Source organism: Streptomyces violaceorubidus, assembly GCF_000717995.1.
GTDB lineage: Bacteria > Actinomycetota > Actinomycetes > Streptomycetales > Streptomycetaceae > Streptomyces > Streptomyces violaceorubidus.
The window spans coordinates 168,137-179,695 of record NZ_JODM01000007.1; the positions used below are offsets into that span (position 1 = coordinate 168,137).

The window sequence follows — 11,559 nt, forward strand, 5'->3', positions numbered from 1 at the left end:
CGGTCATCGAAGGTCCCCTCCGGCGTGCGGGAGCCTGTGCGCGCCGATGCCGAAGGAGCGGTGGGCGCGCTGGCGCCCGACGAGTTCGCGCAGCAGCGCCTGCTCGACGTGTGCGGGCATCGGAGTGTGTCCGTCGCCGCGGTGCAGGGCCGCACGCAACCAGGCGGGGTCGGCGAGGAAGGGGTCGCGGGCGTGGCGCCAGACCCGGACCTGGCAGTCCCGCTCCAGCAGCCGGACGTACCGGTCGACCAGGTCGTGGTGGCGGGCCGGGGTGTCACCGCCGGATCGGCCGGCCGGCAGGGCCGCGCAGGCGCCGATGAGGTCGTCCAGTTCCGCGGCGTCGGCGGACAGGGCCGCCCCGATGTCGTCGTGTCCGTCCGTCCAGGGCTCCCGGGGAGCGGCTCTGGGCGCCGGGACGGGGAGCACACCGCGGGCGGAGGCGGGCAGCGCCGGGGCTGCGCCGTGGACGTCCTCCCGGAAGGCGAATACGCCCTCCGGCACGGGCTCGCCGGCGCCGAGCGCGGGCAGAGCGGCGAGCAGGGAGAGACGGCACGCCGTACGTCCGGCCTGCCCGCCGTCAGCGGGGAGAAGGTCGCGCAGCAGCTTCTGGAAGGCGCCCGTGGGGCCTTCCCGCAGGTAGAAGTGTGCCCCCAGCAGTTCGGCGAGCCGGTCCATGGCACCGGCCACCAGCCCGGGGACGACGTACGCCGCGGCGTCCGCGTAGCCGGCGGCGAGGCCGGGGGCCAGATGGAGGCAGCGTGCCGCGGCCGCCCCAAGGCTCTCGGCGCGCAGCAGGTCGGTGAAGACACCGGCCAGCACGGTCCGCACCAGGGGGATGTCGACGGCCGGTCCGCCGTAGAGGGTGCGGTCGCTCAGGTGGGCGACGGCCACGCGCAGGCCGGTGTCGAGGGCACCGGTGGCCGCCGGGGGCAGGACCGCGCGCATGAGGGTGCGGGCCGCCGCGGCCGTGCCGCTGTCGCCGACCAGTTCTCGGGCGGTCACCGGCAACCCGTGCAGTTCCACCGCGTCGACGGGGACCGCACGGGTGCCGGTTCCGGCCGGTCGGGGCAGCACCCGCAGGGCGCCGAGGGGCGCCGTGGCCGGGTCTATCAGGAACAGGATCCGTTCGTCCGGCCGGTGTTCGGGCGTGGCGTGCACGAGGAGCAGGTCCGCGTGGCGTGCCCCCCTCACCGCTTCCTGGCCTCCGCTGAGCAGCCAGCCTCCGTCGCGGGGGACGGCGACGACGCCGCAGTCGTCGAAGCCGTCCTCGTGGACCGCTACGACCCGGCGTCCGCCCGCCAGCGCGGCAGGCAGCGGACTGCCGGGACGGGCCGCCCGGGTGTGGGCGGCCGCCGTCAGGGGGAGTGCGCCGCGGGCCAGCGCCAGGGCGGGATCGCGGCGGTGGATCGTTCTCAGGATCTCGACGAGGTGGTCGGCACGGCTCAGCCGTCCGCCGTGCTCGGTCGGCAGCAACTCCGCGGCCAGTCCGTACGACCGCAGCACACGTTCCCCGGCCGAGAACGGCTCGGCGCGTTCGTCGGCGTCGAGCGCGGCCCGCAGACCGGTCGGGTTCAGGGCGTCGAGGGGGTCTCCGAAGGCCGTCTCCAGGGCGTGTGCGCCCCACGGCGTCCCGGTCGTCACACTCCACCCCCCAGCAGGCTGAACCGGTCCTGCGTCGCCGAGGCCGCGGCCGCGCCCAGGGCCTCGTAGGACGGGTCGTCCGTCAGCCCCAGCAGGTGCGCCAGGCAGGCCCTCGGCCACAGCGCCGCCCGGGCGAGAGGGCCGCCGTGGGCCGCCGGGTCGTGGAGCCACAGCAGCAGGCAGGCGGCGGCCGCGTAGACCCGCTCGTACCGTCGCGCGAGGTCGAACGCCGCGCTGGGCAGGCCGCCGCTGACCGGGACGAAGCCGTCGAGGTCCGCGGCGAGGGTCTCGGCCTGGACCAGCGTGCGTTCGGCGAGCCCGGTCAGCAGCGGTTCGCCCTGCTCCCGGACGAGCCGTACCGTCTCCGCCAGACCCTGAACCGGGCCGCAGCCGGTGGCAGACAGCAGCGTGAGGCGACCCGGGGCGAGCGGGGAACGCGTCGCGTGCGGGCCGGCGACCGCGTCGAGACCCGTGGCGTCGGTCATGCCCCTGCGCATGAACCGGCCGAGCCGGGGCATCTGGGTGAGCAGGGCGGTGCGGTTGACGGCGGTGTTGCCGTCGAAGATCGCGCAGATCCGGTGGTCGCGCTCCAGCTTCTCGAAGCCGTCGGGGCCCGCCAGCTCGTCGGGGCCGAGAAGTTCGGTCACCAGGGCGAGCAGCCGCTGGACCGAGGTGGGGACGAACGCCTTGGTGACGGCGGAGGCCACACTGAGTTCCCCGGGCAGGACGTGGGCCGAGCGGCCCGCGAGCACGGTCACCGCCTCGGCGGTCAGGGCGATGGCGGCGGCGCGTCCCAGCACCCGTCGCGCATAGGGGAGACCGGCGAGCGGCCCGTCCCGGAAGCGGGAGGCGGTCACGGACCGCCGGGCCAGTGCCAGGGCGTGGTCGGCGGCGCCGAGCGAGAGACCGGCGCAGACGGTGCGGGTGAGCTGAAGGGCCCTCATGACGATGTCGACGCCCGCACCGGGGGCACCGATCAGTTCCGCCGCGGACACCCGGGCGCCCCGCAGGGCGAAGCCGCTGATGTCCGCGCCCCGGACGCCGTGGGTGCGCACTTTCGGCGAGGGCCGCCACGCCTGCTCCGGCAGCCGGTCGCGGTCGAGGAGGAAGAGGCTGAATCCCCGCCCGCCGCCTCCAGGGCCGGTGCGCGCCAGGACACACCCCAGGCGGGCCCGCGACCCGTTGTTGATGAGCCACTTGTCGCCGTCGAGCCGCCATCCGTCGCCGTCCGGGACGGCTGTCAGCTCACCGGCCAGCAGATCGCTGCCGTGTCCCCGTTCCGTCAGGGCCCAGCACACCGGATGTCCCGCGCTCACGCGTGCGGCCAGTGCCCTGGTCTGCTCCGGTGTGCCGGCCACCCACACCGAGGCGGCGCCGAGGAAGGTCTTGCCGTGCGCGACGGCCACGGTCAGATCGCGCCGGGCCACCGTTCGCGCGAGCTGGACCAGGCCGGGGAAGTCGAAGTCCGGCGCGATCACGTACGCCTGGGGAAGTCCGGCCCGGTCGAGGGCGGCCACGGCGTCGGCGGGGAACTCCTCCCTCTCGTCGAGGTCGGACAGGGCCTCGGGACGCCAGGCGGGGTCCGAGGCGAGGGCGCGTTCCAGCGCGGCGACCGTGATCACGGCGCCCCCCGTGCGCCGGTGAGCGCCGCCGTCAGCCGGGGGTCCTCGCTGGCCAGCAGCGGGTCGAGCTGGCCGGCGAGGTAGAGCTCCCGCATGGCGGAACGCCGCACCTTGCCGCTGGTGGTGCGCAGGATCCCGCCGGGGCGGACCAGCAGTGCGGCGCCGACCGGCACACCGAACGTGCGGGCCACGGTGACCTTCATCGCGGCGGCGACCTCCGCCAGGCGCTCGGCTCCCCAGTGGGCCCTGACCTCGTGCAGGAGCACCAAGGACTCCGGCAGTTCGCTGTCGGTCTCGCCCGCGGCGGTGAAGACGGCACCGTGCAGCCCGGCCAGTTCCCGGTGGTGCGCGCGCAGTTCGCTCTCGATGTCCTGGGGATGCAGGTTGCGCCCGTGCAGCACCAGGAGGTCCTTGAGGCGTCCGGTGACGAAGAGTTCGCCGTCGAGCAGGCCGCCGAGGTCACCGGTGCGCAGGAACGGGCCCTGGCCGTCGGCGGTGCGAGCGCCGAAGACGGTCTCGGTCGCCGCGGGCTTGTCCCAGTAGCCGGCGGTCACGCTGGGGCCGCTCAACCAGATCTCCCCGATCCGGCCGTCCGGCAGCACCTTCTTGGTGTCCGGCTCCACGATCTTGGCCCGCAGGTCGGCCACGGCGCCACAACCGACCAGGTCACGGCCTGTCTCACCGGCTTGAGTGCGTCGCAGTGCGTGGCTCTCCAGCGCCCGGGTGCCGAAGCCCGTGACGAAGGGCGGTCGGCCGGCGGTGGCCGTGGCGAGCAGGGTGGCCTCGGCGAGTCCGTAGGTGGGGACCAGGGCGTCGGCCCGGAACCCGAACCGCTCGAACCGCTCGCAGAAGCGGGCGACGGTGTCGGCGCGAACGGGTTCGGAGCCGTTCATCGCCGCGCGCACCCGGCTGAGGTCGATGCCCTCCAGCTGCTCGTCGGTGATCCGGCGCAGGCACAGTTCATAGCCGAAGTTCGGTGAGGCGGTGGCGTGGACGTCGAAGACGTCCAGCATGCGCAGCCACTGGTGCGGGCGGCGCAGGAAGCTCGCCGGGTCCATCTGGACGTAGCCGCCGCAGCGCAGGACGCCGGTGAGCAGCAGCCCGATCAGCCCCATGTCGTGATGCAGGGGTATCCATCCGCCCATGCGATGGTGCCGTCCGGTCCCCGTGGTCCGGGTGATGCTCTGGGCGTTGCGCAGCAGGTTGCCGTGACGGACCATCACGCCCTTGGGGCTGCCGGTGGAGCCGGAGGTGTACTGCAGGAGTGCGAGGGTGTCCGGTCCCGGTTCGGTCCGGGGGCCCCAGGTGTCGGCGTCCGCGTCGTCGTCGCCGACCGAGTGGCACGTGAGGTCGTGGAGTCCTTCCTCGCGCGCCCATGCCTGCGCTTCGGTAAGTCCCGCGGTGTCGGTGAACAGCACGCGGGCCCCGGCGTCGCCGGCGATGCCGACGAGCCTGCGGCGTTCGTGCCGGTAACGACCCGGCTGCGGGCACGGGACCGCGACCAGCCCGGCGTACAGACAGGCGAAGAAGGAGACGGCGAACCCTACGCCCGGGGGGTGCAGCAGCAGCACCCGGTCGCCGGGCCGTGTCCGGTCCGACAGCCAGACGGCCGCCGAGCGGGCACGGCGGTCCAGCTCGCCGCGGGTCAGGGAGTCGAAGGCGCCCGCTGTGTCGGGATCGCGGACGAACGTGACCGCCGTCGCGTCCGGTTCGGTCTCGGCGCGATGTCTCAGAACTGATGTCAGATCAAGTGTTAGCACGGGCCGCCCACACGTTTAGCACTGCCGGTCGGTGAGAGAGGGTGACGCAGACCGCCGAGAATCCCGAAAGCCCGGGCTCGGCGCGCCAACTTGTCCTGAGAGTACACGTATTTGACGGGCAGTGAGAAACTACGTGTTAGCCGTAAGGTGAACATATGTATTCCTCACGGGTGTTCGCTCACATCTGATTGCGGGCCCCATACGTGTCTGGTACTTTCTGGGAATGTTTTGTGTGAGCGACTGTGAGCGTCTGGAACATGTGTGAGTAAGCAGCGTGCGCCGATGGTGGTCGTCGAGGAACTGCACAAGAAGTTCCGGGGAACACCGGCGCTGCGAGGGGTCAGCCTGGATATCGGCACCGGCGAGATCATGGCCCTGCTGGGACCCAACGGGGCGGGAAAGACAACCGTCGTACGCGTCCTGACCACGCTGCTCCGACCGGATTCGGGCCGGGCCAGGGTCGACGGCTGGGACGTGCGTCGGGACCCGGCCCAGGTCCGCCGGTCGACCGGCGTGGCCGGTCAGTACTCCTCGGTCGACGACATGCTCACCGGATTCGAGAACCTGTACCTGGTCGCCAGACTGCGCGGCATGAAACGGGCCCCCGCCCGCCGGACCGCCGGTGACCTGCTCGACCGGTTCCGGCTCGCCGAGGTGGCCGGGCGACCAGCCGCCGGGTACTCCGGCGGGATGCGCAGGCGACTCGATCTCGCCGCCGCCCTGGTCGGCGAACCCTCCCTCGTCGTCCTCGACGAGCCGACCACCGGCCTGGACCCGGAGGCCCGGCTCGACACCTGGGAGGAGGTCGGCCGACTCGCCGCACGGGGCACGACGATCCTCCTGACGACGCAGTACCTGGAGGAGGCCGACCGGCTTGCCGACCGCATCACCGTGATCGACAGGGGCCGTGTGGTGGCCGCCGGGACCAGCGACCGACTCAAGGCCGCCGCGGGCACTTCCCGGCTGTTCGTGGTGGTCGCGGGGGACCACGAGATGGCGGCCGCGGTGCGTGCCGCGCGTCTGGCGGGCGGCGCCGAACCGACGGTCGACACCCGCGGCCGGCGCGTCGAGGTCGCGGCCGGCGACGGGCAGGAGGCGCTGGCCCGCGTCCTGACGGCCCTGCGCGCGGAAGGAGTCCAGGCCCTGGAGATCGGGCTGGGCCGGGCCACCCTCGACGACGTCTTCCTGGGCCTCACCGCCCGGACCCGCGGGGTGACGCGATGACGGCCGTCCTTCGCGTAGCCCGGGAGAGTTCCCAGCTCGCCCGCCGGAACCTGCTGCGGCTGGTGCGCACACCCACATCGCTGGTGAGCAGCCTGCTGGAACCGGTCATGTTCGCCCTGCTGATCGGTTTCGTCTTCGGCAACAGCCTGGGCGGCGGGATCTACCGTGAGTACATCGTCGCCGGACTGCTGGCCCAGACCGTGGTCTTCACGACATCGTTCACCACCATCGGGCTCTCCCGAGACTTGGAGGAGGGCGCGGTGGACCGCTTCCGAGCCCTGCCCATCTCGCGCGTGTCCATCCTGCTGGCCCGGACCTGTTCGGACATGATCGTCTGCGTCGCCAGCGTCTGCGTGACCACCCTGTCCGGCCTGGCGCTCGGCTGGCGCGCGCACACCGGCGTGCTGCACACCGCCGCCGGGTTCCTCCTGCTCCTGCTGTTCGCGTTCGCCATGTCCTGGGTGGGTGCGTTCATCGGCGTCATCGCCCCCACTGTGCAGGTGGCGTTGAGCCTCGGATTCATCTGGATGTTCCCAGCGGCATACATCTCCTCCGGTTACGTCGCCGCACGCAGTCTGCCGGGACCGCTGGCGCACATCGCCGAATGGAGTCCGATCACCGCACTCGTCAATGCCCTGCGGCAGCAGTTCGGCAATCCCGTGCCTCGCCAGTTCCCGGTACCGCGGGGCTGGCCCGTCGAACACGCCGTTCCCTACCTGTTGTTGTGGTCGGCCGTGCTTCTGACCGTGTTCGTGTCGTGGGCCACATACGCCTACCGCAACAAGTCGAAGAGCCGGTGACTACCGTTGCGGAACACGCAGGCGGGACGGACCCGCCCGGTGTTCCGCGCGCTCCTTCAGCCCGGTCAGCGCCCTGGTGGCACCGCTTGGTTCCCGCTCCGCCCAGGAAAGAGAGTCGTCATGAACCCACCCGCGTCGCAGACCACCCTGGTCTGCCTTCCCTTCGCCGGCGCGGGAGCGTCGTTCTTCCGCTCCTGGTCGACGATCACCGACAGCCTGTCGATCCTGCCGCTGCAACTCCCCGGACGGGAGCGGCGCATCGACGAGGAACCGTACCGGCGCTCCGACGAGGCCGTCGACGGCCTCATGCGGGACCTGCTCGGCGAGCTGGGCCCCGCCCGCCGTGTCGCCTTCTTCGGCCACAGCCTGGGAGCCGTCCTGGCGTACGAGCTGGCCCAGCGGGCCGCCTCCGAAGCCGGCCTCGAACTGGTCGGTCTGTTCGTCAGCGGATCCCCCGAACCGGGAGCCCAGCGCGAACAACGGGCCACCGGCCTGCCCGACGACGCCTTCCTCGCCCGGATCAACCGGTTCGCCGGATACCGCCACGAAGCGCTGGAGGACCCCGAGATGCGCGAGATGATCCTCCCGACGCTGCGCGCGGACGTCGAGCTGCACGAGAGCTACACGCCGAGCACCGGGCAGCCGCTGGACGCGCCGATCACCTCGATCCGCGGTGCGGACGACACCCTGGTCACGGCGGGCGAGGCCGCAGCCTGGTCCAAGGTCACCAGCCGGGAGTTCACCTACGCCGAACTGCCCGGTGGCCACATGTATCTCACCGACGACGCGCGCGAGCTGCTGCGGCTCGTCGCGGCCTCCGTCTGAGGAGTGCCATGCGTCTGACCGGAAAGACCGCGCTCGTCACGGGCGCGGCCCGGGGCATCGGCCGTGCCACCGCTGTGGCCCTGGCGGCCGAAGGCGCCGACCTGGCCCTGCTCGACGTGGGCGGCGACATACCGGGGGTGCCCTACCCCCTGGGCTCCGAGAGCCAACTGGACCATACCGCCGCCCTCTGCCGGAAGGCCGGCGCCTCGGTACTGACGGCCCACACCGACGTGCGTGACGGGCGGGCCGTGCGCGAGGCGGTGACGGCGGTCGTCGATCGCTTCGGCCGCCTCGACGTCGTCGTCAACAACGCGGGCATCGCGGCGCCTTCGGGCAAGCCGGTGCACGAGATCGACGAGGAGGAGTGGGGCCTGATGATCGACATCGACCTCACCGGCGCCTGGCGGGTGATACGCGAGGTGGGCAGGACGATGTGCGAGCAGCGCTCCGGTTCCATCGTCAACATCGCCTCCACGGCCGGCCTGGTCGGCTACCGGCACTTCGCCGGGTACGTCGCCGCCAAGCACGGCGTCATCGGACTGACCAGGGCGGCCGCCCTCGACCTCGCTCCGATGAAGGTGCGGGTCAACGCCGTGTGCCCGGGATCGGTGCGAGACGACGCGGTGGTCGAGGGCCGGATGCTGGCCGAGATCGCCCGCGCGCTGGAGGTCCCCGTCGGCGAACACGAACACGCCTTCGTCGAGGCGCAGCCGATGAACGCGCTCATGGAACCGGAGGACGTCGCCGCGGCCGTGGTCTACCTCGCTTCCGACGACGCCCGGCAGGTGACCGGTTCCGTGCTGACCGTCGACGGCGGCTACAGCGCCCGCTGACAGGTGTTCCACGACACACCTGTGATGAATCCGTGAGCAGAAGGGAATCCCGTGCTCGGCCTCAACTCCGGCTCCAGGCATGCAACCGACCCGGCGTGTCACGCCCTGCGGGTCCGGTACGCCGCCCCGGTGGACACCACCGGGCTCGAATCGGCTCTGGCATCGGCCAAAGCAGCTCCCCTGTGGGTGGAGGACCTCCCGCTGGCCTCCACGGAGCCCGGGGCGGAACGCCGCTGCTCGCTCGAACTGACCAGGGGCTGCGCGCACACACGCGCGGTCCTGCTGCGCTGGAACGACGGCCGGGCCGATCTGATCCTGGTGGCGCGGCGCGACGTCCTGGACCGGAGGGCCCTGCTGCGGCTGGCCGACGGTACCGCGCCGGAGGGGCCGCCGGCCGATCCGGTTCCGGCGGCGCACGCCGCACCGGCCGTACCCGACTGGGGCCTGGCCGACGGCACCGGTCCCGGGCGCCGGGCGACCTTCGACGTCCGCGCGGACACCCGCGGCACGCCGCGGAGCTGGCTGACGGCCCTTCTGACGACGCTGCGCCGGTACTCACCCGGGCAGGAACCGACCGTCGCCACCCCGGACGGCATCTTCACCGCCCCGGCCGACGGAACGCTGGGAAGCCTTGAGCCGGTACCCGCGCAGCACCCCGCCACCACCGCGCTGTCCCTCGAGGAGACCCGGGGCGACGAGACCCGCCGCACCACCTACACACCGTGGCCGGTCCCCGACTTCCCGCTGGCCTTCACCGTGGTGCGCGAGGGCACGGAAGTCCGGCTGCGCTGCGCCCACCTCACCGGCCTGATCGCCCCGGACGTCGCCCGGGGGTTCGTCCGGCACCTGCTCCATGTGCACCGGCAGGTGCTCGACGCCCCCGGGACCGACATCGCGCGGGTCGCCCTGATGGACACCGCCGAACAGGCGGCCGTCGTGGAACTGGGCCGTCCCGACGCCCGCTCGGCCGGCACACCGACCACCCTGCACGAGGCGTTCCGGGCCGTCGCGGTGGCATCCCCGAACGCCGAGGCACTCAGCGACGGTACGGACCGCCTCACCTACCGCGAACTCGACGAGAGGTCGGACCGGCTGGCCGCCGGCCTGCGGGCCCGCGGGGTCCGCGACGGCGACCGGGTCGGTGTGTGCCTCGACCGCTCGGCCGATCTCGTCGTCGCCCTCCTCGGCGTTCTCAAAGCGGGAGCCGCCTACGTTCCGACGGATCCCGCGTACCCGGCCGAGAGACTGGAGCACACCGCCCGGGACGCCGCCGTGACCTTGGTGATCACGGAACTCACCCGGTTCCCCGAGGAGTCCGGCGCCCGCGCCGTCACCCCCGCCCAGTTGCTCACGACTCCGGCCCAGGACGGTCCGCCCCGCACAGCGGCCTCCCCCGACGACCCCGCCTACGTCATCTACACCTCGGGGTCCACCGGCCGGCCCAAAGGCGTCGTCGTCCCCCACCGCAACCCGGTGGCCCTGATCGACGCCACCCGCGCCGACTTCGGCCTGGGCGCCGACGACGTCTGGACCCTCTTCCACTCCAGTGCCTTCGACTTCTCCGTCTGGGAGATGTGGGGCGCCCTGCTCACCGGCGGCCGTCTGGTCGTCGTTCCGTACCACGTCTCGCGCGAGCCCGACCGGTTCCGTGATCTGCTGCTCGCCGAACGCGTCACCGTACTGAGCCAGACACCGTCGGCCTTCGCCCAGCTCCTCGATGTCGACCACCGCGAACTCGGCATCCGACTGGTCGTCTTCGGCGGCGAGGCGCTGAACCCGCGCATCCTGCTGCCCTGGTTCGACCAGCATCCCGAGAGCGTCTGCCGGGTCGTCAACATGTACGGCATCACCGAGACCACCGTGCACGTGACCCAGCAGCACGTCACCAGGGCCCTGGCCCTGTCCGGGAGCCGTTCCGTGGGCCGTCCGCTGCCCGGATGGCACGTGCGGGTGCTGGACACCGAAGGCCGCGTCGTCCCGCCGGGCGTGGCGGGGGAGATCTGCGTCGGCGGCGCCGGGGTGGCCCTGGGCTATCTGGGCCAACCCGAGCTGACCGCGCGGCGGTTTCGGCCCGACCCCCTCGGCACGGGCCGCCTGTATCTCAGCGGCGATCTGGGACGACTGCGTCCCGACGGCTCGCTGGAGCACCTGGGCCGGCTCGACAGCCAGGTGAAGGTACGCGGCTTCCGCATCGAACTCGACGAGATCCGCTCGGTGCTGCTGGAGGACCCGCGGGTACGCGCCGCCGCCGTGGTGGTGGGACGCCACGACGAGGCGGACGCGGCCACCGCCAGGATCGACGCGTACGTGGTGGCGCAGGACCCGTCCGCGCCGGACACAGCCGAGATACGTGTGCGTGCCGCCCAGATCCTGCCCGACTACATGGTCCCCGCCACCGTGACCGCGCTGCCCACCCTCCCGCTGACCACCAACGGCAAGCTCGACACCGCCGCGCTCCCCGCCCCCGCCGCCGTACCTGCGGGCGCCCCGCCCGGGCCGCGCACCGGTGACGAGGACCTCGCCTCCCGGCTCGCCGGAATCTGGGGTGAGGTGCTGGGCGTACCGGTGGGCGTCGAGGACGACTTCTTCGAGATCGGCGGGAACTCGCTCTACGCGATCAGAATCGGCAAGGCGATGCGGGCAGCCGGTCTGCCCGAGCTAAGGCTGCGCGAGCTGTACCGCAACCCGACCGTCCGCCTGGCGGCCGAACACCTGCGGGCCGGCTGAACCATCAAGATCGGATTCCACGAAACTCGGTGACGCGCTGGTGAACCGCTTCCAGTTCGTCGGCGACCATTAGCGCCGCCACGGCGTGAAGCGGCTGTGCACGATCCTCGGAATTGCCCGCTTCAGT

At 72.5% G+C, this 11,559-nt stretch carries 8 protein-coding genes; 5 read left to right on the forward strand and 3 right to left on the reverse strand.

From position 1 onward, the window contains the following. Nucleotides 1-3: 3 nt before the first annotated feature. From IE94_RS0113280 to IE94_RS0113290, 3 genes are read right to left on the reverse strand one after another with little or no spacing between them, the layout of a single operon-like run. Entirely contained in the window at nucleotides 4-1,641 is a 1,638-nt protein-coding gene (locus IE94_RS0113280; RefSeq protein ID WP_030182878.1) for an acyl-CoA dehydrogenase family protein, read from the reverse strand. Further along, nucleotides 1,638-3,263 carry an acyl-CoA dehydrogenase family protein gene (locus tag IE94_RS0113285; protein ID WP_051777482.1) on the reverse strand — a complete coding sequence of 542 codons (1,626 nt, stop codon included), beginning with the start codon at nucleotides 3,261-3,263 and terminating at the stop codon, nucleotides 1,638-1,640. The genes IE94_RS0113280 and IE94_RS0113285 overlap by 4 nt, the downstream gene beginning before the upstream one ends. Continuing rightward, the gene (locus IE94_RS0113290) at nucleotides 3,260-5,023 is read right to left on the reverse strand and encodes a fatty acyl-AMP ligase (RefSeq protein ID WP_037922491.1); all 1,764 of its coding nucleotides are present in this window, start codon (nucleotides 5,021-5,023) and stop codon (nucleotides 3,260-3,262) included. Before IE94_RS0113290 ends, IE94_RS0113285 begins: the two co-directional genes overlap by 4 nt. Nucleotides 5,024-5,284: 261 nt before the next feature. Between IE94_RS0113290 and IE94_RS0113295 the strand changes: the two genes are divergently transcribed. From IE94_RS0113295 to IE94_RS0113315, 5 genes are all read left to right on the forward strand, one after another. After that, complete coding sequence (locus IE94_RS0113295; protein ID WP_245235234.1) at nucleotides 5,285-6,247, forward strand: ABC transporter ATP-binding protein; 963 nt, start codon at nucleotides 5,285-5,287, stop codon at nucleotides 6,245-6,247. Next, nucleotides 6,244-7,047: an ABC transporter permease gene (locus tag IE94_RS0113300; RefSeq protein ID WP_030182888.1), complete on the forward strand. Its 804-nt coding sequence runs from the start codon at nucleotides 6,244-6,246 to the stop codon at nucleotides 7,045-7,047. Before IE94_RS0113295 ends, IE94_RS0113300 begins: the two co-directional genes overlap by 4 nt. A gap of 120 nt (nucleotides 7,048-7,167) precedes the next feature. Further along, a complete protein-coding gene (locus IE94_RS0113305) occupies nucleotides 7,168-7,872 on the forward strand; it encodes a thioesterase II family protein (protein WP_030182893.1) in 705 nt (234 codons plus the stop codon). A gap of 8 nt (nucleotides 7,873-7,880) precedes the next feature. Beyond that, nucleotides 7,881-8,705, forward strand: a complete 825-nt coding sequence (locus tag IE94_RS0113310; protein WP_030182895.1) for an SDR family oxidoreductase — start codon at nucleotides 7,881-7,883, stop codon at nucleotides 8,703-8,705. Nucleotides 8,706-8,834: 129 nt separating this feature from the next. Next, the gene (locus IE94_RS0113315) at nucleotides 8,835-11,432 is read left to right on the forward strand and encodes an amino acid adenylation domain-containing protein (protein ID WP_030182896.1); all 2,598 of its coding nucleotides are present in this window, start codon (nucleotides 8,835-8,837) and stop codon (nucleotides 11,430-11,432) included. The last annotated feature ends 127 nt before the right edge of the window (nucleotides 11,433-11,559 follow it).

Bases quoted from the DNA above. Each gene is read 5' to 3' on its own strand.
- IE94_RS0113305 (WP_030182893.1), top strand. From the start codon at position 7,168: ATGAACCCACCCGCGTCGCAGACCACCCTGGTCTGCCTTCCCTTCGCC.
- IE94_RS0113300 (WP_030182888.1), top strand. From the start codon at position 6,244: ATGACGGCCGTCCTTCGCGTAGCCCGGGAGAGTTCCCAGCTCGCCCGC.
- IE94_RS0113310 (WP_030182895.1), top strand. From the start codon at position 7,881: ATGCGTCTGACCGGAAAGACCGCGCTCGTCACGGGCGCGGCCCGGGGC.